Annotated in this window: 19 protein-coding genes and 1 pseudogene; 6 read left to right on the forward strand and 14 right to left on the reverse strand. The window is 68.1% G+C overall.

Annotated elements, in window-relative coordinates:
• Nucleotides 1-3: 3 nt before the first annotated feature.
• Nucleotides 4-1,443, reverse strand: coding sequence for a phospholipase (locus ABNK63_RS08210; protein WP_350017138.1), 1,440 nt, complete (start codon nt 1,441-1,443; stop codon nt 4-6).
• Nucleotides 1,444-1,596: 153 nt separating this feature from the next.
• Between ABNK63_RS08210 and ABNK63_RS08215 the strand changes: the two genes are divergently transcribed.
• Complete coding sequence (locus ABNK63_RS08215; RefSeq protein WP_350017198.1) at nt 1,597-2,352, forward strand: YdcF family protein; 756 nt, start codon at nt 1,597-1,599, stop codon at nt 2,350-2,352.
• Nucleotides 2,353-2,362: 10 nt separating this feature from the next.
• Here the strand turns inward: ABNK63_RS08215 and ABNK63_RS08220 are convergent, their stop codons facing one another.
• On the reverse strand, nt 2,363-3,796 hold the full coding sequence (locus tag ABNK63_RS08220) for an aldehyde dehydrogenase family protein (RefSeq protein ID WP_350017139.1): 1,434 nt from the start codon (nt 3,794-3,796) through the stop codon (nt 2,363-2,365).
• Between the two features lie 238 nt (nt 3,797-4,034).
• On the opposite strand from ABNK63_RS08220, the gene ABNK63_RS08225 reads away from it, so the two are divergent.
• The gene (locus tag ABNK63_RS08225) at nt 4,035-5,132 is read left to right on the forward strand and encodes a hypothetical protein (protein WP_350017140.1); all 1,098 of its coding nucleotides are present in this window, start codon (nt 4,035-4,037) and stop codon (nt 5,130-5,132) included.
• A 160-nt stretch (nt 5,133-5,292) separates the two neighbouring features.
• On the opposite strand, the gene xseA is transcribed toward ABNK63_RS08225, so the two are convergent.
• Together xseA and ABNK63_RS08235 are read right to left on the reverse strand one after the other, a co-directional pair.
• On the reverse strand, nt 5,293-6,642 hold the full coding sequence (gene xseA, locus ABNK63_RS08230) for an exodeoxyribonuclease VII large subunit (RefSeq protein WP_350017141.1): 1,350 nt from the start codon (nt 6,640-6,642) through the stop codon (nt 5,293-5,295).
• Nucleotides 6,643-6,740: 98 nt separating this feature from the next.
• Nucleotides 6,741-8,216 carry a phospholipase D-like domain-containing protein gene (locus tag ABNK63_RS08235; protein WP_040672809.1) on the reverse strand — a complete coding sequence of 492 codons (1,476 nt, stop codon included), beginning with the start codon at nt 8,214-8,216 and terminating at the stop codon, nt 6,741-6,743.
• Between the two features lie 66 nt (nt 8,217-8,282).
• On the opposite strand from ABNK63_RS08235, the gene ABNK63_RS08240 reads away from it, so the two are divergent.
• Nucleotides 8,283-10,289 (forward strand): acetyl-CoA hydrolase/transferase C-terminal domain-containing protein, encoded by a 2,007-nt coding sequence (locus ABNK63_RS08240; protein WP_350017142.1) that lies wholly within the window; start codon nt 8,283-8,285, stop codon nt 10,287-10,289.
• 1 nt (nt 10,290) lies between these two features.
• Here the strand turns inward: ABNK63_RS08240 and ccoS are convergent.
• From ccoS to ccoN, 7 genes and pseudogenes are all read right to left on the reverse strand, one after another.
• Nucleotides 10,291-10,428: pseudogene (gene ccoS, locus ABNK63_RS08245) on the reverse strand (cbb3-type cytochrome oxidase assembly protein CcoS); the annotation flags it as partial.
• Nucleotides 10,425-12,683, reverse strand: a complete 2,259-nt coding sequence (locus tag ABNK63_RS08250) for a cation-translocating P-type ATPase (protein WP_350017143.1) — start codon at nt 12,681-12,683, stop codon at nt 10,425-10,427. The pseudogene ccoS and the gene ABNK63_RS08250, both read right to left, overlap by 4 nt.
• Nucleotides 12,680-12,937, reverse strand: a complete 258-nt coding sequence (locus tag ABNK63_RS08255; RefSeq protein WP_350017144.1) for a hypothetical protein — start codon at nt 12,935-12,937, stop codon at nt 12,680-12,682. Before ABNK63_RS08255 ends, ABNK63_RS08250 begins: the two co-directional genes overlap by 4 nt.
• On the reverse strand, nt 12,921-13,829 hold the full coding sequence (gene ccoP / locus ABNK63_RS08260; RefSeq protein ID WP_350017145.1) for a cytochrome-c oxidase, cbb3-type subunit III: 909 nt from the start codon (nt 13,827-13,829) through the stop codon (nt 12,921-12,923). The genes ABNK63_RS08255 and ccoP overlap by 17 nt, the downstream gene beginning before the upstream one ends.
• Nucleotides 13,826-14,011, reverse strand: coding sequence for a cbb3-type cytochrome c oxidase subunit 3 (locus tag ABNK63_RS08265; protein WP_007805540.1), 186 nt, complete (start codon nt 14,009-14,011; stop codon nt 13,826-13,828). Before ABNK63_RS08265 ends, ccoP begins: the two co-directional genes overlap by 4 nt.
• Entirely contained in the window at nt 14,008-14,667 is a 660-nt protein-coding gene (gene ccoO / locus ABNK63_RS08270) for a cytochrome-c oxidase, cbb3-type subunit II (protein WP_007805542.1), read from the reverse strand. The genes ABNK63_RS08265 and ccoO overlap by 4 nt, the downstream gene beginning before the upstream one ends.
• A gap of 127 nt (nt 14,668-14,794) precedes the next feature.
• The gene (gene ccoN / locus ABNK63_RS08275) at nt 14,795-16,261 is read right to left on the reverse strand and encodes a cytochrome-c oxidase, cbb3-type subunit I (RefSeq protein ID WP_007805544.1); all 1,467 of its coding nucleotides are present in this window, start codon (nt 16,259-16,261) and stop codon (nt 14,795-14,797) included.
• Nucleotides 16,262-16,489: 228 nt separating this feature from the next.
• Here ccoN and ispG point away from each other — a divergent pair, with 228 nt between their 5' ends.
• Nucleotides 16,490-17,749, forward strand: a complete 1,260-nt coding sequence (ispG, locus tag ABNK63_RS08280; protein WP_040672706.1) for a flavodoxin-dependent (E)-4-hydroxy-3-methylbut-2-enyl-diphosphate synthase — start codon at nt 16,490-16,492, stop codon at nt 17,747-17,749.
• Nucleotides 17,750-17,772: 23 nt separating this feature from the next.
• On the opposite strand, the gene aat is transcribed toward ispG, so the two are convergent.
• The 3 genes from aat to trxB all read right to left on the reverse strand — a co-directional run bounded on the left by aat (nt 17,773) and on the right by trxB (nt 20,810).
• Nucleotides 17,773-18,513 carry a leucyl/phenylalanyl-tRNA--protein transferase gene (gene aat, locus ABNK63_RS08285; RefSeq protein ID WP_007805548.1) on the reverse strand — a complete coding sequence of 247 codons (741 nt, stop codon included), beginning with the start codon at nt 18,511-18,513 and terminating at the stop codon, nt 17,773-17,775.
• Nucleotides 18,510-19,655 carry a GNAT family N-acetyltransferase gene (locus ABNK63_RS08290; RefSeq protein ID WP_350017146.1) on the reverse strand — a complete coding sequence of 382 codons (1,146 nt, stop codon included), beginning with the start codon at nt 19,653-19,655 and terminating at the stop codon, nt 18,510-18,512. The genes aat and ABNK63_RS08290 overlap by 4 nt, the downstream gene beginning before the upstream one ends.
• Nucleotides 19,656-19,847: 192 nt before the next feature.
• Nucleotides 19,848-20,810, reverse strand: a complete 963-nt coding sequence (gene trxB, locus ABNK63_RS08295) for a thioredoxin-disulfide reductase (protein WP_350017147.1) — start codon at nt 20,808-20,810, stop codon at nt 19,848-19,850.
• A 216-nt stretch (nt 20,811-21,026) separates the two neighbouring features.
• On the opposite strand from trxB, the gene ald reads away from it, so the two are divergent.
• Both ald and ABNK63_RS08305 read left to right on the forward strand, forming a co-directional pair.
• Nucleotides 21,027-22,091, forward strand: coding sequence for an alanine dehydrogenase (ald, locus tag ABNK63_RS08300; RefSeq protein WP_007805551.1), 1,065 nt, complete (start codon nt 21,027-21,029; stop codon nt 22,089-22,091).
• Between the two features lie 84 nt (nt 22,092-22,175).
• Nucleotides 22,176-24,449, forward strand: coding sequence for a DNA translocase FtsK (locus ABNK63_RS08305; protein WP_238530880.1), 2,274 nt, complete (start codon nt 22,176-22,178; stop codon nt 24,447-24,449).
• Nucleotides 24,450-24,474: the final 25 nt, after the last annotated feature.

Below are 24,474 nucleotides of genomic sequence, written 5' to 3' on the forward strand. Positions count from 1 at the left end.
CGCTCAGGTGATCACGGCGCCGGGCACCGGCCGGCGGAAGTCTTCCGGACGCCGATCCCGGGTCAGCCGGAACACGCCTTCGCGCACCTTGCGCGGCAGCACCACGTCGAGCACGGTGGTCTGGTGCGGCCCGAGGATGGCGAGCAGGTCGTCGCGCCCGTCGCTTTGCGCCAGCGCGTGATGGACCAGGCCGACCAGGTCCACCGGCTGCACGCTGGCGCCGTACGGACGATGGCTGGCCACGGCGGGGCGCAGGGTCTTGCGGCTGTTGCGCGGGTCGGCCACGCGGGCGTCGCCGGCGAGCAGGCTGTAGTCGAGGAACAGCGAGATCGTGGTGCGCTGTTTCGAATTGGCCTGGCGATCGAGCAGGAATCCTTCCGGCAAGAGGTCGGCACTGGCCGGCACCCCGGCGGTGAGCAGGAAGCCGGCGCCGGTCAGCGGTTCGCCGGCCTCGTCGGTGAGCCGCACGATCAGCAGGCTGCGCGGGTCGTGGATGTGCACGCGCGGCGCGAACGGGCCGGCCGGTTCCAGCTCCACCTTGTCGGCGTCGCGGGCGGCGTTCTCGCGATCGAACGCGTCGCACAGCATTTGGTAGTCCTCCGCGCTGCGCACCTGCAGGCAGCGCAGGATCGCCGCCACGGTATCGGGCGCCGCGGCGGCCATGATGCCCAGTCGGTCGCCGGAGTGCGCGGCGCCGGCGATCAGCTTGAACGCGCAGCGCGGGCCGCGGCTGAGGTTGAGCGCCAGCGTGTCGATGTCGCCATCGCGGCCGCCTTGCGGCGACAGCACCGCATGGTGGGCGTTGAGGTTGGCCGCGGCGATGCGTACCACGCCGTCGGAGCCGTCTTCACCGGTGTAGCTGTTGAGGTGGTCGTACAGCGTGCGGTCGGGGCGGTCGCCGGTCAGCACGAACGGGAACTGGCCGCGTTTCACTGGATCGTCGCTGTGGATGTAGTCGAGGTTGAGCGACAGCGACTGCGCGCTGCCCAGCTCGAGCCAGTCGAGTATCCGTTGGCCCGGCTCCACGCCATCGAACCACGACTTGAGCCGGCCCAGCAGACCCTTGCCCAGTTGCGCCAGAGCGGAACCGAAGTTCGCCGGCGCCAGCATCACCAGGTGGCTGAGCCGGATCGTGCTGTGCGTGGCGGGCCGGTCGCGCTGGGCGCGCAGCCACTCGCGCACCACCGGGCCACCGGTCGAGTGGGTGATGCAGGCGAAGCTGGCGTCGCGCAGATGCAGGTCGCGCAAGGCGTGATCGAAGCCGCGCACCAGGTCGGCCACGGTCACCGCGTCGTCGAAACTCACGTACTCGGAAAGCCAGATGTCGGCGAAGGTCAGCGCGACGCCGGCCGCCGCCGCGTGCTGCTGCAACTGCTGCGGCAACTGGCCATAGGTGGAGGTGTCGGTGACGCTCCAGCCGTGCACGAAGACGAGGGTGGTCATGCGCAGACTCCGATGCGTTGATCCATGCCGGGCAGGCTCCCCGTCGCCATGCCTCCGGCATGGCCTGCGATCGCGTTGGCGCGGGGCACCGGCATAATGACATCAGCACCCGTCATCATCCACCGACCTGTCCGGAATCACCGATCCATGACCATGAACGCGTTGCTGATCCTGATCGTGCTGGCCAGCGCACTGGCGTGGCTGCGCTGGCGCCGCAGCAGTCGGGTGCTGTTCGGCCTGGCCGTGCTGCTGTTGCTGGCGACCGGTTGTGGACCGCTGCCGAGCTGGCTGCTGGCGCACCTGCAAGCGGAAGTCGCGACCGACGTGCCGATCGTCTGGGGCCAGCGCAACGCCATCGTCTTGCTGGGCGCCGGCACGGTGCGCGCGGGTGATGCGGGAGCGGTCGAGGCCAGCCTGTTCGCCTATGGACGAATCAGCAAGGCGGCGATGTTGTACCGCGCCTGCCGGCAGGCGCCACGCGATTGCAAGATCGAGGTCAGCGGCGGTGATGCGCGGGGACTGGGCCAGTCGGAGGCGGCGATCTATGCGCTGGACCTGCAACGGCTTGGCGTCGATCCCGCCGACGTGCTGCTGGAGCCGCGCAGCATGAACACCTGGCAGAACGCGCAATTCAGCGGCCCGTTGCTGAAGGCGTATGGCGCCGATCGCGTGCTGCTGGTTTCGTCCGGTTTCCACCTGCGTCGGGGCATGCTGTACTTCAGCCACTTCGGCATCCACGCCACGCCGGTGCGCGCCGACTACGTCAGCGGCGTCGCGTCATGGAAGCCCTTGTCGTACAACTTCGCGATGGCCGACATGGCGCTGCACGAATACGCCGGCATCGCACGTTACCGCTGGTACAACGCGATGGGCTGGAACGTGGAGGCGACCAGGCCCGGCGCGTTGTAGGAGCGCGCTGCTACGCGGACTCGCGCATGACCATCAGGCGGAGCTCGGTCATGTCCTCGATCGCGTAGCGGATGCCTTCGCGGCCCAGGCCGGAAAGCTTGATGCCGCCATACGGCATGTTGTCCACCCGGAAGCTGGGGATGTCGTTGACCACCACGCCGCCTTGCTCCAGCTCGTTCCACGCCCGCATCGCGTGCTCCAGGCTGTCGGTGAAGATGCCGGCCTGCAGGCCGTAGTCGGAGTCGTTGACCATCGCGATCGCCTCGTCGAACTTCCGGTACGGGGCGAGCAGGGCGAACGGGCCGAACGCTTCCTGCCGACTGGCCTTGGCATCTTTCGGAACGCCTTCCATCAGGGTGGCATCGAGCATGTTGCCGTTGCGCTTGCCGCCGCAAAGGACCTTGCCGCCGGCTTTCTTCGCTTCGAGAATCCAGCCGTGCAGGCGCTCGGCGGCGGCCTCGTCGATCATGGGGCCGAGGAAAACGTTCTTGTCCTTCGGGTCGCCGGCCTTGAGTTTCCTGGTGGCAGCGACCAGCTTGCGCTTCAGCGCATCGTAGATGTCGGCGTGGGCGTAGATGCGCTGCACGCCGATGCAGCTCTGGCCGGACTGGTAGAACGCGCCGAACACCAGGCGCTCGACCACCTTGTCCAGCTTCGGGCCCTGGTCGGCGTCGACGATGCACGCGGCATTGCCGCCCAGTTCCAGCACCACCTTCTTGCGCCCGGCGCGGGCCTTGAGGTCCCAGCCGATCTGGCCACCGGTGAACGAGAGCAGCTTGAAGCGTTCGTCCTCGACCAGCGGCGTGGCGTGCGCGCCATCCAGGGTGAGGATCGAGAACGCGCCCTTCGGCAGGTCGGTCTCGGCCAGCACTTCGCCGATGATCAGCGCGCCGATCGGGGTCTTCTCCGCCGGCTTGAGCACGAACGGACAGCCGGCGGCGATCGCCGGCGCCACCTTGTGCGCCACCAGGTTCAGCGGAAAGTTGAACGGCGTGATGAACGACACCGGCCCCAGCGGCACCCGCCTGGTGTAACCGTGATAGCCGTCCAGACGGCTGGCCAGTTCCAGGTTGATGGTCTCGCCATTGATCCGCACGGCTTCCTCGGCGGCGATGCGGAACGTCTCGATCAGCCGGGTGACTTCGCCGGCGGCATCCCTGATCGGCTTGCCCGCCTCGATGCACAAGGCCTCGGCCAGTTCGTCGCGGCGTTCGCTGAAACGCGCGACGCAGTGCTGCAACACCGCCTGCCGCGCCCACGGCTTGAACTCGCGCATCGGCCTGGCCGCCGTCACTGCGGCGGCGATCGCCTTCCCGGTGGCCTTCGCATCCGGCACGGCGACGCGGGTGGCCAGCTTGCCGCTGTACTTGTCGCGCACGTCCAGCATCGTCTTCGATGTCTGCGGCCGGTTGGCGAGGTAGTAGGGGTAGGTCTTGTTCAACATGGCGTTGGCCTGCGCTGGCGATCCGTCAAGCATAGGACGTCGCGGTGTTCAGAGGCTGTGAGGCGGCCTGCGTGGATGCGCCATGTCGCGGCATCGGCAGCATCATGTCCGTGGCCGGATGCTATGCTCCCGCACCACGGGCATGCCGGATTGATGATCGTTGATCATGCGGTTCGTTGAGCGCGTGGTTCGAACGTGGGCACGTGGATGCCTGGTGGATACATGTCATGGAGGACCGATGATTATCTCGTTGAACAAGCGACCGATACGGACGATTGTCCCGTTTCTGATCTTGATGGCAGCGCCGGCCATCGGCATGGCCACGGCGGCGTCATGCACGGATAACGTGCATGTAGTCACGGTGAGCGATGGCGCGCGCTTTTTCACGGTGACGTCCACTCATGCCGGGCTAAGCGTGCAGCAGGCGTTCGACGATTTACGGAAGATCGCCGCCGCCGACGGCTACGTGATCGCCACCGAGCCGGACTACGGCAGCCCAAATCCCAGCATGGGGATCGGCAAGCCGCCGTCTCCCGTTCCGACGCTGATCCAGGTTCAGCAACCCTCCGGGATTTCATTCACCTCGATTGTGTCCCCCGGCAACGAGAGCAAAGGCGTGCCGGAGCGGCTGTGCGCGATGGTCGGCAAGTTCGAGGCCGGTCGGCCCGCCTTGCCGGATCAGGTCGAGCCTGCCGAGACGGCGGCGGAAACTATGGAGCAGTCGCGTACCACGATGCCGGTGACCAGGCCTGTCGTGAATATCCTCAAGCCGAACGTGCCGTTTGATCTGGCTGCCGCCAAGGCCGCGCTGGAGCCGGGGCACTCGATCATCAGGGGACAAGTGTGCGGGAGCTGGCGGGGCAATCTCGTGCTGGGAAGCCAGCCGGTGCTGCTGTATCCAGCGACGCCCTACCTGCAACAGGTCCTGGCGCTCGGCAAGAAGGCAAAGCCCGGCAGGGACCAGGTGCTGACGGACCCGGACCTGGTCGTCGCCCGGATGGAAGCCAAGCCCAACGAGAACGGCGAGTTCCAGTTCTCCCGGATGAAACTTGGCAGGTATTACCTGGTGACCAGCATTTCGGCGGTGCTGGGTGGCTCTCGCGACGTCTATGCCGGACATGTAGACACGGACTACGGTTCGGGAAACGTGTACACCAGCCAGAACTTCAGTTACGGGTCGGATGCCGGAATCGAGCGGATCGTGGATGTGAAAAAGGATGGCGATACCGTCAAGGTCACCATGCAACCGCACATCAGCCCGTTCAATCATTCCGGGTTGGGCGGATCGATTCTCGGCTGCAGCAAGTTCGGCATGAAGGTGTCCCACGGCATGTAGTGGCGCGGTCGCCAGGCGCCATCCCGGCATGGCCGCTGAACAGCGGAGCGGGATTCGAGTGACGGCCGAACGATCCCGTCCTCGCCTGCCTGTCCTCACCTGCCTGTCCTTGCCTGGTCGAGCCAGGTCGTCCCGATCAGGGCATGCGCCGCTGCGCTGCTCAGTCCTCACGCACCCGCAGTGGCAGTTCGCCATCCGCCAGTCGCGCGCGCAGCGGCGTGCCGGGCGCGACGTTCTTCGCCGAGCGCAGCACGTTGCCGTCGGCGTCGAACACGATCGCGTAGCCGCGTTCCAGCGTGGCCAGCGGACTGATCGCGTGCAGGGCGTGGCCGGCGTGGCGCAGGGCGGTTCGCCGCCGTTCGAGGATTTGCGCGATGGCGCGGCGCAGGCGCTGATCCTGTTCGGCGAGTCGGCGTGCCAGCAGCGGCAGGCGGACGCCGGGATGTCGCGCCAGCAGTCGGGCCTGCAATCGTTCCAGCCGGGTGCCGCGTTGCTGGCCCTGTTCGCGCAGCGCCACCAGCAGGCGGTGGCGCAGGTGATGCAGGCGTTCCCGGTCGCGCGCCAGGCGCGCCTGCGGACGCTGGGCCTGCAGTCGCGCGAACAGGTGATCGACGCGTTGCGAGAGTGCCTGCAGCCGGCGTTGCTGCAGGGTCGCCACGCGCTGCCGCAACTGCCGTAGGTGACGGCCAACCGCCACCGCATCGGGCACCAGCAGTTCGGCGGCAGCCGAGGGCGTGGGCGCGCGCAGGTCGGCGACGAAGTCGGCGATGCTGAAATCGATCTCGTGGCCCACGGCGCTCACCACCGGCACCGCGCTGGCGTGGATCGCCCGCGCCACCGCCTCGTCGTTGAACGCCCACAGGTCTTCCAGCGAACCACCGCCGCGGGTCAGCAGGAGTACGTCATGGCGTGCGCTGTCCGATGCCTTGCGCAGCATGTTGACGATTGCCGGCGGCGCCTCGCGACCCTGCACCGGCACCGGCAGGATCTCGACATCGGCCAGTGGCCAGCGCCGCGCCAGCACGCTGAGCACGTCGCGGATCGCCGCTCCGGTAGCCGAGGTGATCACGCCGATGCGGCGGGCGTGGACGGGCAGGGGGCGCTTGCGCGCGGGGTCGAACAGGCCTTCGGCGTCGAGCCGCGCCTTGAGCTGCTCGAACTCGCGCTGCAGGGCGCCTTCGCCAGCCGGCTCCATGTACTCGGCGACCAGCTGGAACTCGCCGCGCGGTTCATACAGGCCGACTTTCGCGCGCAGCAGCACCTGCATGCCGTCGGCCGGACGGAAGCGCAGGGTGGACGCCTTCATCTTGAACATCGCGCAGCGCACCTGGGCGCCGCTGTCCTTCAGGGTGAAGTAGAGATGCCCCGACGCGGGCTTGGCCACGTTGGACAGTTCACCCTCGATCCACACCTGCGGCAGCGCGTCGCCCAGCAGGTCGCGCACCAGCCGGTTGAGTGAGCTGGGGGTGAGGATATGGCGTGTCTCGGTGTGGTCATACGGCGCTGACATAAGGGCGCGAGCCTAGCACGATGCGCCGTACGAAGTTGTTGGAAAACATCTGCTTGACGCGGTAAGCGCAGGAACAGCATCAAGACTGCCGCGGTACCTCAGTCGTCGTCGCCGGCATCGCGCAGTTCGCGCCAGCGGCGCTTGCGCACGCGCCAGCTGCGGATGCCGAGGTTCAGCGCGAACCACGCGGCAATGACCCCGAACGGCCAGCCGATCCACGCCGGCCACAGGAAGGCCACCACCGCCAGCGCAAGCAGCACCCCCGCGCCGATCATCAGCGGGCTGCTGCTGGTGTCGCCCAGCACGCGGCGGTTGGTCAGCGCCGCGCCGACACTGTTGGCGATGCGCAAGGCGCCCGCGGCTGCGCGCCCCGAGCTGCCACCCGCGTGGCGCACCCGTGGTGGCCTTGCCTCGCTGCTGCGCACCTGCTCGCTGCTGCCCTGGCCGTTGCGCCGGCGCCGCGAGGCCAGCACGATCTCGGTGGCGTTGCCCAGGTCCTTTTCGTATTGCGCGGCAAGCTGGCCGGCGAAACCGTCGTCCTCCACCGCCACGTCGATCTCGTGATTGCCCAGCCAGCTGGCGATGTTGAGGTTGGACGAGCCGACCCGGGCCCATTGGCCATCGGCCACCGCGGTCTTGGCATGCAGCATCGAACCGTTCCACTCGAACACCCGGATGCCGGCCTTCAGCAGCGGGCGGTAACCCGAGCGCGACATGCCTGCCACCGCCGGGATGTCGCTGCTGCCAGGCACCAGCAGGCGCACGTCCACGCCATCGCGGGCAGCGGCGATCAGGGCTTGCACGTAGGGCGCGACGCCGACGAAATAGGCGTCCGTCAGCCACAGCGTCTTGCGCGCCATCGAGGCGATCAGCTGGTCCAGCCGATAGGTGCCGGCGGTCGACGGCTGGGTGGCGATCACCCGCAGCGACACCTCGCCGACCGGGCTTTCCGGCACCGGCACCGGCGCCGCCGGCAGCGGGCGCAGCGCGGCGCCGGTCTCGCCCCAGCTTTGCGCGAAGGCGGCCTCCAGCTCGGCCACGGCCGGCCCCTGCAACGCCACGCCGGTGTCGCGCCACGGCGGCACGTTGCGACGTTCGTCGCCCAGCCACTTCGCGCTGATGCACACGCCGGACAGGAAGCCCTGGACGCCGTCCACCACCAGCAACTTGCGATGGTCGCGACTGATCCAGCCCAGTGGCTGGCCCAGCCGGGGCGGATTGAACACGCGCACTTCGCCACCAGCCGCGTGCAGCGGCGCCCAGAACGAACGGCGCGACTGGCCGAGGCAACCGACCCAGTCGGTGACCACGGCGATGAACACGCCGGAGCGGGCGCGCTCGACCAGGGCGTCACGGAACGCGCGACCGACCTCGTCATCGCGCACGATGTAGTTTTCCAGCAGCACCCGATGCTGCGCACCGCGGATCGCCGCCAGCCAGGCCTCGTAATGGGCGGCTGCATCGATCAGCAACTGCACCGCGTTGCCGCTGAGCAGGGGGGCGCCGGCTGCACGACTCAAGGCCTGTTCGGCCAGCAGCCGGCTCGGGGTGGGGGGGATCAGGGGTGTGGGCATGGGCCGAGTGTAGGCGATGGCCTGTCGACGCGGCGCCTTCATCGGCCTTCTGGCATCATCGCGCGCATGCCGATCGAGCAACGCTACGCCGACACCGATGCCTGCGCACGCTACCTGATGGACGTGCTGGGGCCTGATCTGCGCATTGCCGCGCCGCTGGGTCTGGGCAAACCGCACGAACTGCTCAACGCGATCTACCGGGCGATCAGCGCCGACGCCACGCGTTCGATGCGTTTGTATACCGCGTTGTCGCTGACCCGGCCGCAGGCGTCGCCGGGGCTGGAGCAGCGCTTCCTGCAACCGTTCCTGGAACGCCACTTCGGCGCCGACGCGGTCGATCCGCAGTACGCGCTGGACCAGGCGCGCGACGCGCTGCCGGCCAACGTCGAGGTACACGAGTTCTACCTGCAGTCGGGCGCGATGCTGCATTCGGGCAGCGCGCAACGCAGCTACATCAGCCAGAACTACACCCATGTCGCGCGCGACCTGGTGGTGCAGGACATCAACCTGCTGGTGCAACTGGTGGCGCGCCGCGAGGGACCCGACGGCGTGCATTACAGCCTGTCGTGCAACCCGGACCTGACCCTGGATTTCCTGCGGCTGACCCAGCTGGCCGGCAAGCCGCGGCCGATGTGCGTGGCGGTGGTGCATCCGGATCTGCCGTACCTCGGCGGGGACGCCGAAGTGGCCGAAACCTATTTCGACGTGGAGCTGCGGCCGCCGCATTCGCCGCCGCTGTTCGCGCTGCCCCGCGCGCCGGTGGGCTTGGCCGAGTATGCGCTGGGCCTGCATGCCAGCGCGCTGGTGAAGGATGGCGGCTGCCTGCAGATCGGCATCGGCGCACTGTCCGATGCGCTGGTGAAGGCCTTGCTGCTGCGTCAGCAGAACAACATCCAGTGGCGCCGCGCCCTGGTCGCGCTGGACCCGGCCGGCGTCACCCATGCGCTGGCCGGCTGGCTGGGCGGGCTGGCGCCGTTCGAGGCCGGCCTGTACGGCGCCAGCGAGATGGTGATGGACGGCTTCATGCACCTGCAGCGGGGCGGCATTCTCAAGCGGCGCAGCTGGGACAACCTCGCGCTGGAGCGGGCCGCCGCGGCGGGCCGGCTGAACCCGGACACGCCGGGCGGGCACTACCTGCGCGGTGCGTTCTTCCTGGGCTCGCGCGAGTTGTACGCCTGGCTCGACGCCACCGAGGCAGCTGACCCGGACGCGATCGACATGTGCGCGGTGTCCAACGTCAACCAGCTCTACGGCACGCACCAGTCGCTGGCCATGCTGCAGCGGCGCGGCGCCCGTTTCTTCAACACCTGCATGATGGCCACCGCGCTGGGCGCGGTGGTGTCGGACACGCTGGAGGACGGCAGCGTGGTCAGCGGCGTCGGCGGCCAGTACAACTTCGTGGCGATGGCGCACGAACTGCCCGATGCGCGCTCGGTACTGTTGCTGCGCGCCACCCGCAGCAGCAAGGGCGGCATCGAGAGCAACATCCGCTGGAACTACGGCCAGACCACCATCCCGCGCCACCTGCGCGACATCATCATCACCGAGTACGGCATCGCCGACCTGCGCGGCAAGAGCGACAGCGAGTGCGTCGAGGCGATGCTGGCGATCACCGACGCGCGTTTCCTCGACGCGCTGTGCGCCGAGGCCAAGGCACACGGCAAGCTGGCCGCGGATTTCGTGATACCCGAGAGCTGGCGCCTGCATCGCCCGCGCCACCTGCGCAAGATACTGGCGCCGTTCCGGCAGCACGGCGAGCTGCCCGAGTTTCCGTTCGGCAGTGACTTCAGCGAAGTCGAGCAACGCCTGTTGCCGGCGCTGGAGTGGCTGAAACACGCCGGCGCCAGCTGGCGCGGCCGGCTCGGCCTGCTGCTGGCCGCGTGTCGCCCGGGCGAAGTGGCGCCGGGTGAGTCCGAGGCGCTGGCGCGAATGGGCCTGGCCGATCCGCTTACGCTGGCCGATCGCCTGCAGCGCCGCCTGCTGCAGGTGGGGCTGCGTCGACAGGTGCCGACCGATCGGCCGGCGCCTCCGCCAGCGGATCAGCCGGTAAATCAGCCGGCGTCGGGTTCGTAGCGGGCTCGTCCAGCAGTGGCAGGATCGCCGGGCTGTCCAGGTCGTCGAACTGCTGGTGGTTGACCGCCCAGAAGAACAGCCGCACGGCCACGATGACGATCACCAGGGTCACCGGGATCAGCACCAGCAGGATGTTCATGCGGGCAGCTCGCGTGCGCCGGTGGCCGGGCCGGCGCGGTCATCGGCCGCGGCCTCCGGCCGGCCCACGCGCAATGCGTTCAGCACCACCACCAGCGAGCTGAGCGACATGCCGATGCCGGCCAGCCACGGCGGCACCATGCCGAACGCGGCAAACGGTACGGCGCAAAGGTTGTAGCCCAGCGCCCAGCGGCGACTCTGCGCGGTGACTTGCTGCAGCTGACGGGCGATCGAGCATGCGTCGACGAGTCCGTGCAGACGTCCATCCATCAGCAGCAGGTCGGCATGGGCCTGGGCCAGTTCGGTGCCGGAGGCGAGCGCTGCGGAGACGTCGGCACCGGCCAGCAGCGGCGCGTCGTTGCTGCCGTCGCCCACCGCCAGCGTGGTGTGGCCTTCGGCATGGGCTGCCTGCAGGCGTTCGAGCTTGTCGGCCGGCGACTGCCGGGCGTGCCAGTCGGCGATGCCCAGGCGGGCCGCCATCGTGGCCACGCGGCTGCTCGCGTCGCCGCTGGCCATGCTGGTGGTGATGCCGTCCCCGCGCAGCCGTTCGAGCACGCGCTGCGCATCGGCGCGCGGCTGTTCGTCGAGATGGAAAGCTGCGATGGCGCCGTCCGCGTCGGTCAGCAGCAAGGCATCCGCGACACCGGCGGGAGCCGGCTGGCCGCTGCACGCCAGCGCGTAGTCGGCGCGTCCCAGCCACAGTGCGCGACCGGCCACCTCGCCCGAAATGCCGGCGCCGGCAGCCACCTGCACGGACTGCGCCTGCAGCGGCAAGGCGCGCTGGCGAGCGGTATCGGCCAGGGCGCGGGCCAGCGGATGGGAGCTTTCATGCGCCAGCGCAGCAGCCAGCTGCAGCACCTGCTCGACGCTGTCGCCGCGCAGCGGCTCGACTGCGCGGTGCTGCAGCTGCGGCACCGTCAGCGTGCCGGTCTTGTCGAACAGCGCGTAGTCGACCTCGGCCAGCCGGCACAGCGCATCGCCGCGGGTCACCAGCACGCCGCGGCCGGCCAGCACGCCGAGCGCCCGGGTCAGCGTGGCTGGCCGGGTCAACGCGAAGGCGCAGGGGCAGGCGACCACCAGCACCGCCACCGCTGCCTCGAATGCGCGCGCCGGATCGACCAGCAGCCAGCCGATGGCGGTGAGTGCGGTCAGGCCCAGCACCCGCGCCACGAAGCGGCCGACCACGCGATCGCTGGCCGCGATCGTCGAGCGCGCCTGCCGCGCGCGGGCGGCCAGTTCGCCCAGCCGCGCCACGGCGGTGGTGTCGCCGCTGTGCTCCACGAGCAGTTCGGCCGGGCCGGACAACAGCACGCTGCCGGCAATCAGCGGCTCGCCCCGCGCGCGACGCACCGGGCGCGATTCGCCGGACAGCAGTGCCTCGTCCACCTCGACGTGGGCGCTCTGCAGCACGCCGTCGGCCGGCACGCGGGTGCCTTCGGCGATGTGCACGCGGTCGCCGGGCAGCAGGGTCATCGCGGGCACGGTTTCCAGCTCGCCGTCGGCACGGCGGCGCTGCGCCAGCAGGGGCGCGCCGTCGATCACCGCGTCGCCCATCGCGCCGCTGCGATGGCGTGAACGCAGTTCCAGGTAGCGCCCGCCCAGCAGCAGCGAGACGAACATGGTCACCGAGTCGAAATAGATCTCGCCGGTGCCACGCAGCGTGTTGAACATGCTGGCCAGGAACACCAGGGCCACCGCCAGCGCCACCGGCAGGTTGAGGCCGAGCCGGCGCTCGTGCAGTTCCTGCAGCGCGCCGCGGAAGAACGGCAACGCCGAGTAGAACACCACCGGCAGGCTGGTCAGCAGGCCGAGCCAGCGGAACAGGTTGCGCGTGCTGAAGTCGACGAAATCGACCACGCCGATGTAGATGACGAAGGCGTACGTCATCACCTGCATCGAGCACATGCCGGCCACCAGCAGGCGCTTCAGCGCGTCATGCTGTTCCTGCGAGCGGACGTCGTCGATGCTGCCGTGCTGCAGCGGCTGCGCCGGGCAGCCGGCCGCGGCGAAATTCGCCAGCAGGGTGGGCAGCGGCGTGCGCTCGGCATCCAGCACCACGCGTACCCGGCGCGCCGGGCGATCGATGGCGACGCGCTTTACGCCGGGCAGCGAACGCAGCAGCTGTTCCAGCCGCAACACCTGGCGCGCGTCCGCCAGCGACTCGACCAGGAGGGCGGCCTCGCTGTTGCCGTCGCGACGGGGGCGTAGCACCTGTGCGGCGAGTTGCGGATGGGCCCACGCCGCGTAGCTGTTCATCGCGGCGGGTCGGTGGGCGGCGGTGGCTTCGCGGCGCTATGCGCGCTGACCGGCACGCCGAACACGGTGTGCGAGGTGTCCAGCGGCGTGTCGGCGTAGCGATTGCCGACCACGATCAGCCACACGCATCCGGCGATCGATGCCACGAAGACGAGCACGCCCAACCACGCGATCGGCTGTCGATACCAGGCCGAGAGCCGGGCCGATCCGTGCGCCGGCCCGTGCCGGGCGGCGCTGTCATTGCCGTGGTTCATTGGCCGGATGCGACAACTGGTAGACGTAGGCGGCGATCACGTGGATCTGGTCGTCGGACAGACGCGGGCTCCAGGCCGGCATGTGGCCCTGGCGCCCGTCGCCGATGGTCTTCTCGATATCGGCCACGCTGCCGCCATGCAACCAGATCCTGTCGGTTAGATTGGGTGCGCCCAGCGCCGGGTTGCCCTTGCCTTCGGCGCCGTGGCAGGCCGCGCAGGTGGCGAACATCGGCTGGCCGGCGGCAGCCTTTGCCGCATCGTGCGGCGCACCGGACAGGCTCAGCACGTACTGCGCCAGGTTCTTGACGTTGTCCGCGCCCAGGCTCGCCCACGGCGGCATCACGCCGCTGCGGCCGTCGTGGATCGAGGTGGTGATGTCGCTGCCGCTGCCACCGTACAGCCAGTCGTTGTCGGCGAGATCCGGCGCGCCCAGCGCCACGTTGCCCTTGGCGCTGCGCTGATGGCAGGCGGCGCAGTTGTCCTCGAACAGCACCTTGCCCATCGCCAGCGCATCCGGGTCGCCGGCCAGCTTTTCCACCGGATACAGGCGGAAGCGCTCCATCAGCGGTGCCAGTTTCGCGTCGTTGGCAGCCACCTCCTGTTGCAGCTGGCCGTGCGAAGTCCAGCCCAGCGAACCCTTGTGGTTGCCGAAGCCCGGGTACAGGTACAGGTACAGGAAGGCGAGCGCGAACATGCTGCCGGAAAACACGATCCACCAGCGCGGCAGCGCCTTGAGGCCTTCGAGAATCGTGCCGTGCGCCCACACGTGGCCGGTGGTGCCGTCGGGGCGGGTGGGAATCTTCGCCCGCGGCGCCCACAGGAACAGCGCGAAGGTGATGCCCAGGTTGAGCACCACCAGAAACATCACCCATAACGACCAGCCACTGCTCACGGGCGATCCTCCTTGTTGCGGACATCGGTTTCCGGCTCATCTTCCAGCGGCAGGTGCGCCATGCGGTTGAAGGTCGGCTGGTGGTATTTGCGCCACGCCCAGATCCAGATGCCGATGAAGCTGATCATCATCAGCGCGATGAGCACCCCGGTGACGTGACCCCAGATCGGATTGATGGTCACGGCGTGCCTCCATCGCTGGCCGCGGCATTGGCCGCCGCGGTCGATGCGGGTTCGTTGCGGATGCCCAGCCCCTGCAGGTAGGCGATCAGCGCGTCCAGTTCGGTCTTGCCCTCCACGGCGGCGGGGGCGGCGGCGATCTCGGCATCGGAATAAGGGTCACCCAGCCGGCGCAAGGCGTGCATGCGTGCCTGCACGTCGGCAGCATCGATCTTGTTGTGCGCCAGCCACGGATACGCGGGCATGTTCGACTGCGGCACGACCTGGCGCGGATTCATCAGGTGCATGCGCTGCCAGTCGTCGGAATACTTGCCGCCCACGCGCGCGAGATCGGGCCCGGTGCGCTTGGAGCCCCACTGGAACGGGCGGTCGTAGACCGATTCGGCCGCGATGGAGTAGTGGCCGTAACGTTCGGTCTCGAAACGCAGGGCGCGGATCATCTGCGAATGGCACAGGTAGCAGCCCTCGCGCACGTAGACGTCCTTGCCGATCAGCCGCAGCGGGTCGTAAGGCTTCACGCCCGGCGGTGCCTTCACCGAATGCGCCTCCATGAACAGCGGGGTGATCTCGGCCAGGCCGCCCAGCGAGACCATGATCGCGATCAGCACGCCGAGCAGGCCGACGTGTTTTTCAATTGCTTCGAAATGCTTGTAGGCCATGAGATGGGATCTATTTGGAGAGTGCGGCCATGGATGGACGCTTTCGGGCTTGCCGGGCCGGGATGTCTTGCCGAAACAGGAGCTTGACCGAAGCAGCGAGCATGGACGAGCGCATCAGCCCATTCCCTCAGCCCGCGGCCGGAAGTGGCGCGGGCACCTGATGCGGCACCGGCTCGGGAATCGGGACCGGGATCGGCTTGATCAGCCGGGCACGGGCGTCGGCGGCGGTGTACCAGAGGTTCCACGCCATCACCCACATGCCCGACAGGATGCAAACGCCACCCAGCCAGCGGATCACGTACATCGGCTTGATCGCGATCAGGCTGTCCAGGAAACCGTAGGTGAGCGCGCCGTCCGGATTGGTGGCGCGCCACATCAGCGCCTCGGTGACGCCGGCGGTCCACATCGAGCCGACGTAAAGCAGGGTGCCGATCATGTGCAGCCAGAAGTGCAGCTCCATCCCCTTGCGCGAATGCATTTCCGGGCGACCGAGCGCGCGCGGGGCCATCGCGTACAGCGAGCCGATGGTGATCATCGCGACCCAGCCGAGCGAGCCCGAATGCACGTGGGCAATGGTCCAGTCCGTGTAGTGCGACAGCGAATTGACCGACTTGATCGCCATCATCGAGCCTTCGAACGTGGCGGCGCCGTAGAACACCAGCGACATCACCATGAACTTGGCGGCGGGGTCCATCCTCAGCTTGTGCCACGAACCGTTGAAGGTAAGCAGGCCATTGGCGGCGGAGCCCAGGCTGGGCATCAGCAGCACCAGCGAGAACGCCATGCCCACCGACTGCACCCAGTCGGGCAGGGCGGTGTACATCAGGTGGTGCGCGCCGGCCCACATGTAGACCGAGATCAGCGCCCAGAAATTGACGATCGAAAAACGGTAGCTCCACAGCGGCTGCTGCGCCTGCCGCGGCACGAAGTAGTACATCATGCCCAGGAAGCCGGCGGTCAGGAAGAACGCCACCGCATTGTGGCCGTACCACCACTGCACCATCGCGTCGACCACGCCGGAGTAGATCGAGTACGACTTGGTCAGCGAGACCGGGATGGCCAGATTGTTGATGATGTGCAACAGGCCCACCGCGATGATGAAGGCGCCGTAGTACCAGTTCGCCACATAGATGTGCTTGATGCGCCGGCGCGCCAGCGAGCCGAAGAACACCACGCCGAAACTGACCCAGACCACCGCGATCAGGATGTCGATGAACCACTCCGGCTCGGCGTACTCCTTGCTCTGGGTGAGCCCCAGCGGCATCGTGGTCATCGCCAGCACGCAGACCAGTTGCCAGCCCCAGAAGGTGAACCCGGCCAGTCTGGTGAAGGCCAGGCGGGCATGACCGGTGCGCTGCACCACGTAATAGCAGGTGCCCATCAGCGCCGAGCCGCCGAAGGCGAAGATCACGCCGAAGGTGTGGTCGGGGCGGATGCGGCTGAAGGTCAGCCACGAGGTCTCGAAGTTCAGCGCCGGCCACATCAGCTCGGCGGCGGCGTAGACGCCGACGGACATGCCGATGATGCCCCATACGGCGGCGGCCAGCAGGAACTGGCGCACGACCCTGTCGTTGTAATACTCGGTGTTCGGCATGGGGCTTCCCGGCTGGATAACTGCGCAATTTTAGGCGAAGCATGAGGCGCCGTATTGACTCCGATCAAGCCGCTGCGGCAATTCGTCCCTGAGACGCGCACCCAAAAAGTCCCGGAGCCGGTACGCGCGGGTTCAGCCTGCGCCGATTTGCCACGGAAGGGCAACCCCGATCGGGTATTCTTGCCGGCATCGCCGCGAACTATCGCGGCCTGTTATCCGGTTGAATCCATGAGTGAGATGGCTGTACAGAAAGCGCGCCCGGCAGAACCGGCGCAACGCCGGCCCAGCGTGGCCGTGCACGTGGGCAAGGTGAAGGTGGGTGGCGGCGCGCCGATCGTGGTGCAGTCGATGACCAACACCGACACCGAAGATCCGGCCAGCACCGCGAAACAGATCGCCGAGCTGGCCCGCGCCGGCTCCGAGATGGTGCGCATCACGGTCAACACGCCGGCCGCCGCCGCCGCGGTGCCCCGCATCGCCGAGCGGCTGGCGATGATGGGCGTGGAGGTGCCGATCGTGGGCGACTTCCACTACAACGGCCATCTGCTGCTGGAGCGCGAGCCGGCCTGCGCCGAGGTGCTGGCGAAGTACCGGATCAATCCGGGCAACGTGGGCTTCGGCAAGAAGCACGAAAGCCAGTTCGCCTCGATCATCGAGAAGGCGCTGCGCTACGGCAAGCCGGTGCGCATCGGCGCCAACTGGGGCTCGCTGGACCAGAGCATGGTCGCCGCGCTGATGGACGAGAATGCCAGGCGCGCCGATCCGTGGGATGCCTCGCACGTGGCGCGCGAGGCATTGATCCGTTCGGCGCTGGACTCGGCGGCGCTGGCCGAGAAGCTTGGCCTGCCGCGCGACCGCATCATCCTGTCGTGCAAGGTCTCCGGCGTGCAGGAGCTGATCGCGGTGTATCGCGATCTGGCCATTCGCTGCGATTACGCGCTGCACCTCGGCCTCACCGAGGCCGGCATGGGTTCCAAGGGCATCACCGCTTCGGCCGCCGCGCTGGCCGTGCTGCTGCAGGAAGGCATCGGCGACACCATCCGCATCTCGCTGACGCCCGAACCGGGCGCCTCGCGCACCGGCGAGGTGATCGTGGCGCAGGAACTGCTGCAGACCATGGGCCTGCGCTCGTTCACCCCGCTGGTCACGGCCTGTCCGGGTTGCGGCCGTACCACCAGCGAGTTCTTCCAGGAGCTGGCCAAGACCGTGCAGGAACACGTGCGCGAGCAGATGCCGCTGTGGCGGGTGCAGTACGACGGCGTGGAAAACCTCACCCTGGCGGTGATGGGCTGCATCGTCAACGGGCCGGGCGAATCGAAGCATGCCAACATCGGCATCTCGCTGCCCGGCAACGGCGAGGCCCCGGCGGCGCCGGTGTTCATCGATGGCGAGAAGGCGATGACCTTGCGCGGCGACAACATCGCCAACGAATTCGTGGGCATCCTCGACGACTACGTGGCGCGCAAGTACACCGCCCGGGCCGGTTGATCGCGGCTGGAGCGGTTGGCCGGTCAATCGTCCGTGCGGCTTGCCATGCAGGGCTGGAGCAGTTCGGGCGTCAGATCCGCCCAGCTGCCGACCCGTCCGGGCAGTTGTCCCAGCCGCGCCACTTGCTGCAGGTAGTCCGCGCGGGGGATCTCGACCGCGCCCAGCCCCAGCGTGTGCGGGTTGCTGACCTGGGTGTCGAGCAGGGGAAAGCCCATCGCATGCAGCAGTTGGGCGAGGGCGACCAGCGCCAGCTTCGAGCCGCCGCTTTCGGCGCTGAACATCGACTCGCCGCAGAACAGCCGGCCGATCGCCACCCCGTAGATGCCGCCGACCAGGCGCTCGCCGTCCCACACTTCAATGCTGTGCGCATGGCCCAGCCGATGCAGTTGCACATAGGCGTCGATCATCGCCGGCACCAGCCAGGTGCCGGCGTCGTCGCGGCGCGGTTGCGCGCAGGCGCGGATCACCTGTTCGAACGCGTGGTCGACGGTGAGGCGCCAGTGCCGGCCGCGGAGTTGTCGACGCAGGCTGCGGTTGAGGCGGACGCTGGCGGTGTCGAAGGTGCAGCGCGGGTCGGGCGACCACCACAGGATCGGTTCGCCCTCGCTGAACCACGGAAAGATGCCGCGGCTGTACGCGGCCAGCAGGCGTTCGGGAGCCAGGTCGCCGCCGAAGGCGAGCAGGCCGTTGGGTTCGGCCAGCGCCTCGCCGGGATCGGGGAAGCGGTCCCGGTGATCGGCATCCAGCAAGGGCAGGCGGATCACCGGATCACCGCCTCGCGCCGGGCGTAAGGACTGTGCCTGGCGAGGTCCGCTGCATAGTCGTCGACCGCGGTGGCCTCGTCGGCAAGCGCGTTCGCCACGGCGGCGCGAAAGTCCGGGTTGACCAGGTAATGGCGGGAATGCGTTCGCGCGGGCAGGAATCCCCGCGCCAGCTTGTGTTCGCCTTGCGCACCCGGTTCGAAACGCTCCAGTCCCTGCGCGATGGCGTACTCGATGCCGCGGTAGTAGCACAGCTCGAAATGCAGGCCGGGCACGTCGATCGACGCGCCCCAATAGCGGCCGTACAGCACGTTGCCGCTCTGGACGAACAGCGCCATCGCCACGATGAGAGCGCCATCGCGGGCCAGCGCCAGCTGGATGGTCGACCCCAGCCCGCCCAGCCGGCCGAAGAACGCAGGCGTCAGCGCGGCGTGGTTGCCCTTCATGTCGAACGTCGCTTCGTACAGCTGGTGCACGCGCGACCATTCCTCATCGCCCAGGCTGTCGCCGGAGCGCCATTCCACGGCCAGCCCGCTGAGGGCGACCTGGCGGCGTTCGTGCACGATGTTCTTGCGCTTCTTGTGGTTCAGCGCGGCCAGGAAGTCGGCGAAATCGCGATAGCCCCGGTTGTGCCAGTGGAACTGCACGTCCGAGCGCGCCAGCCAGGCCGGCCCGAACGCGGCCAGTTCCTGCGCGGGCAGGAAGTTGGCATGGATCGAAGACAGTCCCAGCCGCTCGACTTCGCGCCGCATCGCCTGGACCAGTTCGCGCCGCAGTGCCGGCGAACGGTCGTCGCGACCGGCGAGCAGGCGCGGGCCGGGCACCGGCGAGTAGGGCACGCCGTTGAGCAGCTTGGGGTAATACTGGCCACCGGCGCGCTCCCACGCGCTGGCCCAGCTCCAGTCGAACACGAACTCGCCGTGCGAGTTGCCCTTCAGGTACAGCGGCGCGGCCGCGACCAGCCGCTCGCCTTCATGCAGGGTCAGGTGATGCGCCTGCCAGCCCCAGTCGGGACGGATGCAGCCGCTGCTTTCCAGCGTCTGCAGGAAAGCGTGCGACACGAACGGGTTCGGTTCCGGAAGCAGTGCATCCCACGCCGCGGCAGGCAGCTCGGCGATCGCGGCGTGGAAGCGGATGTCATGCATGAGGTGGCAGGAATACCGTGTTGCGAGAGATTCGGGAAGCTGAGCGTCGTTTCCACCCTTTCGCCGTCATTCCCGCTTTCGCGGGAATGACGGCTGTTCGAATTCGGCCTCCGCTACCAAAGAATGCCCTGAACGCGATGCTCTTGCGATTCCCGATTCCCGATTCCCGATTCCCGATTCCCGATTCCCGGCCTAGACCACCGGCGTCTGCTGGTCGAGCCAGCGCTCGGCGTCCAGCGCGGCCATGCAGCCGAAGCCGGCCGAAGTCACGGCCTGGCGATACACGTGATCGGCCACGTCGCCGGCGGCGAACACGCCCGGCACCGAGGTCATCGTGGCCATGCCGCCCTGGCCGCTGTGGATCTTGATGTAGCCGTCGTGCATGTCGAGCTGGCCTTCGAAGATGCCGGTGTTCGGCGTGTGGCCGATCGCCACGAAGAAGCCGGTGGCCTCGATGTCGCGGGTGACGCTGGAGTTGACGTCCTTCACGCGCACGCCGGTGACGCCGCTGTCGTCACCCAGCACCTCGTCGATGGTGTGGTTCCAGACCAGCTCGATCTTGCCGGCGGCGGCCTTCTCGAACAGCTTGTCCTGCATGATCTTCTCGGCGCGCAGCTTGTCGCGGCGATGCACCAGGTAGACCTTGCGGCCGATGTTGGCGAGGTACAGCGCTTCCTCGACCGCGGTGTTGCCGCCGCCGATCACCACCACGTCCTGGTCGCGGAAGAAGAAACCGTCGCAGGTGGCGCAGGCGGACACGCCCTTGCCCTTGAACTTCTCCTCGCTGGCGATGCCCAGGTACTTGGCGGTGGCGCCGGTGGTGACGATCAGCGCGTCACAGGTGTATTCGCCCGAGTCACCCTTGAGCCGGAAGGGCTTCTGCTTCAGGTCGACCGTGTGGATGTGGTCGAAGATCATCTCGGTGTGGAAGCGCTCGGCGTGCTCGGCCATGCGCTGCATCAACGCCGGGCCCTGCAGGCCCTCGACGTCACCCGGCCAGTTGTCCACGTCGGTGGTGGTCATCAGCTGGCCACCCTGCTGCAGGCCGGTGATCATGGTCGGCTTCAGGTTGGCGCGCGCCGCATACACCGCTGCGGTGTAGCCGGCGGGACCGGAGCCGAGGATCAGCAGACGGCTGTGCTTGGGGGTGCTCATGGTTATAATCCTTGGGTTTGCTGGTGACTTGAGTGGCTGTTCGCTCCAGCCCACGCGGCGGTTTCATCGCCATGCGCGGGCTGACGACGACAAAGCGCACGAACCCCGGAAGGATGGGGAATACGCAGCACCGATTCAAGGTGCCGGCAGATCAACGACACCACCGCGGCGGTTGCGCGATGGATTCACAACGTGCTCCCACAGGATTCTTCTTCCATGCGTATCGGTATCCCCTCCGAAACCAAGACCCTCGAAGGTCGTGTTGCCCTCGTTCCCGCCGCCGCCGCCGACCTGGTGCGCCGTGGCCACGAAGTGTTCATCCAGTCCGGTGCCGGCCTGAAGAGCGGCTTTGCCGACGAGGCCTATGTCAAGGAAGGCATCAAGATCGTGCCGGACGCCGCGGCGCTGTACGAGGCGGGCGAGCTGATCGTCAAGGTGAAGGAGCCGATCGCCGGCGACCTGGCCCTGCTGAAGAAGCACCACCTGCTGTTCTGCTATCTGCACCTGGCCGCCGAGCCGGCGCTGACCAGGAGCCTGCTCGACATCGGCCTGACCGGCGTGGCGTTCGAGTCGGTGGAGGAACACGGCGGCCTGCCGTTGCTGCTGCCGATGTCGGTGATCGCCGGCCGTATCGCCACGCAGATCGGCACCACGCTGCTGCATCGCCCGCAGGGCGGCAAGGGCAAGCTGCTGGGCGGCATGGCCTCCACGCCGCGCGGCAAGGTCGTCGTGCTGGGCGCGGGTGCCGCCGGTGGCAACGCCGCTGCGCTGGCCGCTGCGGCCGGCGCCAACGTGGTGGTTTTCGACAAGCGCCAGGATCGCCTGGCCGAGATGATGGCGATGGGCCCGAACGTCACTGCGTTGTATGCCTACGAGTCGTCCGTGGCCGAGGAAGTGCGCGATGCCGACATCGTGGTCGGCGCCGTGCTGGTGCCCAGCGCCAAGGCGCCGCGGGTGGTCACCGAAGAAATGGTCAAGACGATGGAGCCAGGCAGCGTGCTGGTGGACATCGCGATCGACCAGGGTGGCTGCTTCGAGACCTCCAGGCCGACCACCTGGAAGGAGCCGACCTACGACGTGCATGGCGTCACCCACTTCTGCGTGACCAACATGCCCGGCGCCGTGCCGCAGACCTCGTCGCTGGCGATCTCCGCCGCGATCCTGCCGTACGTGCAGCGCCTGGCCGCCGGCAACGAATGGCGCGACTTCGAGCCGCTCAAGGTCGGCATCAACGTCGATGGCGGCAAGCTGGTGCATCCGGCGCTGCAAGGTATGCTCTGACCCTTGGCAGCCAGGAAGGGGGCACCCAAGGTGGCGCGCAGCGCAAACGTGAAGCAACAACCGAGGGAAGGCCTCAGCGAGGAGCTGAAGCGCCGGCTGCGTGAAGCCGGCGCCCTGCTGCTGCTGCCGCTGGCGGTGTACCTGCTGGTATGCCTGTTCAGCTACAACCCGCATGACCCCAGCTGGACCAATGCCGGTCAGTTGGAGCATGCGCACAATTTCGGCGGCACCGTCGGCGCGTACATCGCCGACCTGCTGCGCTGGATCTTCGGCCTGGTGGCCTACTGCTTCCCGCTGCTGCTGCTGTTGCTGGGCGTGCAGGTGCTGCGCCAGCGCGGCGACGAACGGGTGGTGCATCCATGGGAACCGGCGCTGCGCCTGATCGGCTTCGTGTTCTTCTTCATCACCGGGCCGGCGCTGCTCTACCTGAATTTCCATGACAAGCCGGTGCTGCCCCAGGGCGTGGGCGGCATCATCGGCGTGTGGGTCGGCGATGCACTGCTCAGCGCGTTCGGCGACAAGGGCGCGCCGCTGCTGTTGCTGGCGCTGTTCCTGATCGCGGTGACGCTGGCCACCGGGCTGTCGTGGTTCCGCGTGATGGACTGGACCGGGCAGGGCGTGCTGAAGCTGGCCGCCTGGTTGCGCGGCAAGTTGCGCGAGGCGCCGCAGGCGATGGCCGCGCGGCAGGCGCGCACCGAACGCGAAGTGGTGAAAAAGGCCGACGCGGTGCGCCAGGCCAGGCGCGAGCCGGTGCGCATCGAGGCGCCCCCCGCGCCGGTGACGCGCAGCGAACGGGCCCGGCTGGAAACGCAGATCCCGCTGTTCGTCGGCGCCGCCACGCCGGGCGAGTTGCCGCCGCTGTCGCTGCTGGACGAAGCGCCGCCGCAGGGTCCCGGTTATACCGAGGAAACCCTCGAGGTGCTCTCGCGCCAGGTCGAGTTCAAGCTGAAAGACTTCAAGATCGACGTGAAGGTGGTCGGCGCCTATCCCGGCCCGGTGATCACCCGCTTCGAGATGGAGCCGGCGCCCGGCATCCGCGGCTCGCAGGTGTCGAGCCTGGACAAGGACATCGCCCGCGGGCTGTCGGTGGTCAGCGTGCGCGTGGTCGACGTGATCCCCGGCAAGAACGTGATCGGGCTGGAGATTCCCAACACGCACAAGCAGATCGTCTATCTCTCCGAGATTTTGCGTTCGGACAAGTACGACCAGCTGAAGTCGCCGCTGGCGCTGGCGCTGGGCAAGGACATCGGCGGGAAACCCATCGTGGTCGACCTGGGCAAGATGCCGCACCTGCTGGTGGCCGGCACGACAGGCTCGGGCAAGTCGGTGGCGGTCAACGCGATGGTGCTGAGCCTGCTTTACAAGGCCAGTCCCAAGGACGTGCGGATGATCATGATCGACCCGAAGATGCTGGAGCTCTCGGTGTACGAGGGCATCCCGCACCTGCTGGCGCCGGTGGTCACCGACATGAAGGAAGCGGCCAACGCGCTGCGCTGGTGCGTGGCCGAGATGGAACGCCGCTACAAGCTGATGGCCGCGGTGGGTGTGCGCAACCTGGCTGGCTTCAACAAGAAGGTGAAGGACGCCGAGAACGCCGGCCAGCCGCTGCTGGACCCCCTGTTCCGGCCCAACCCGGAGATGCCGAACCTGGCGGCCGAGCCGCTGGAGCCGCTGCCGTATATCGTGATCATCATCGACGAGTTCGCCGACATGATGATGATCGTCGGCAAGAAGGTGGAGGAGCTGATCGCCCGCCTGGCGCAGAAGGCGCGCGCCGCCGGCGTGCACCTGATCCTGGCCACCCAGCGCCCCTCGGTGGACGTGATCACCGGCCTGATCAAGGCGAACATCCCCACCCGCATCGCGTTCCAGGTGTCGAGCAAGATCGACTCGCGCACGATTCTCGATCAGTCCGGCGCCGAGGCGCTGCTGGGCCACGGCGACATGCTCTACCTGCCGCCGGGCACCGCCACGCCCGAACGCGTGCATGGCGCCTTCGTCGACGACCACGAGGTGCACGGCGTGGTGAACTGGCTGCGCTCGCAGGGGGCACCGAACTACATCGAGGGTGTGCTGGAAGAAGTGCAGGCCACCGGCGATGGCAAGTTCATCAACGACTCCGGCCTGCCGCAGGAGGGCGAGGAAGGTGGCGACGCCGATACCCAGCTGTACGACAAGGCGGTGGCCGTGGTCACCCAGACGCGGCGTGCCTCGATCTCCGGCGTGCAGCGGCATTTGCGCATCGGTTACAACCGGGCCGCGCGGCTGGTCGAGCAGATGGAGCAGGACGGCGTGGTCAGCGCGCCACAACACAATGGCAACCGCGAAGTGCTGGCGCCGCCACCGCCGAAGAACTGAGGGTGCTGTCGCGACTCCTACGGTT

This window comes from Rhodanobacter sp. IGA1.0 (assembly GCF_040208325.1).
Classification (GTDB): domain Bacteria; phylum Pseudomonadota; class Gammaproteobacteria; order Xanthomonadales; family Rhodanobacteraceae; genus Rhodanobacter; species Rhodanobacter spathiphylli.

Bases quoted from the DNA above. Each gene is read 5' to 3' on its own strand.
- ABNK63_RS08210 (WP_350017138.1), bottom strand. From the start codon at position 1,443: ATGACCACCCTCGTCTTCGTGCACGGCTGGAGCGTCACCGACACCTCC.
- ABNK63_RS08215 (WP_350017198.1), top strand. From the start codon at position 1,597: ATGAACGCGTTGCTGATCCTGATCGTGCTGGCCAGCGCACTGGCGTGG.
- ABNK63_RS08220 (WP_350017139.1), bottom strand. From the start codon at position 3,796: ATGTTGAACAAGACCTACCCCTACTACCTCGCCAACCGGCCGCAGACA.
- ABNK63_RS08225 (WP_350017140.1), top strand. From the start codon at position 4,035: ATGATTATCTCGTTGAACAAGCGACCGATACGGACGATTGTCCCGTTT.
- xseA (WP_350017141.1), bottom strand. From the start codon at position 6,642: ATGTCAGCGCCGTATGACCACACCGAGACACGCCATATCCTCACCCCC.
- ABNK63_RS08235 (WP_040672809.1), bottom strand. From the start codon at position 8,216: ATGCCCACACCCCTGATCCCCCCCACCCCGAGCCGGCTGCTGGCCGAA.
- ABNK63_RS08240 (WP_350017142.1), top strand. From the start codon at position 8,283: ATGCCGATCGAGCAACGCTACGCCGACACCGATGCCTGCGCACGCTAC.
- ABNK63_RS08250 (WP_350017143.1), bottom strand. From the start codon at position 12,683: ATGAACAGCTACGCGGCGTGGGCCCATCCGCAACTCGCCGCACAGGTG.
- ABNK63_RS08255 (WP_350017144.1), bottom strand. From the start codon at position 12,937: ATGAACCACGGCAATGACAGCGCCGCCCGGCACGGGCCGGCGCACGGA.
- ccoO (WP_007805542.1), bottom strand. From the start codon at position 14,667: ATGGCCTACAAGCATTTCGAAGCAATTGAAAAACACGTCGGCCTGCTC.
- ccoN (WP_007805544.1), bottom strand. From the start codon at position 16,261: ATGCCGAACACCGAGTATTACAACGACAGGGTCGTGCGCCAGTTCCTG.
- ispG (WP_040672706.1), top strand. From the start codon at position 16,490: ATGAGTGAGATGGCTGTACAGAAAGCGCGCCCGGCAGAACCGGCGCAA.
- ABNK63_RS08290 (WP_350017146.1), bottom strand. From the start codon at position 19,655: ATGCATGACATCCGCTTCCACGCCGCGATCGCCGAGCTGCCTGCCGCG.
- trxB (WP_350017147.1), bottom strand. From the start codon at position 20,810: ATGAGCACCCCCAAGCACAGCCGTCTGCTGATCCTCGGCTCCGGTCCC.
- ald (WP_007805551.1), top strand. From the start codon at position 21,027: ATGCGTATCGGTATCCCCTCCGAAACCAAGACCCTCGAAGGTCGTGTT.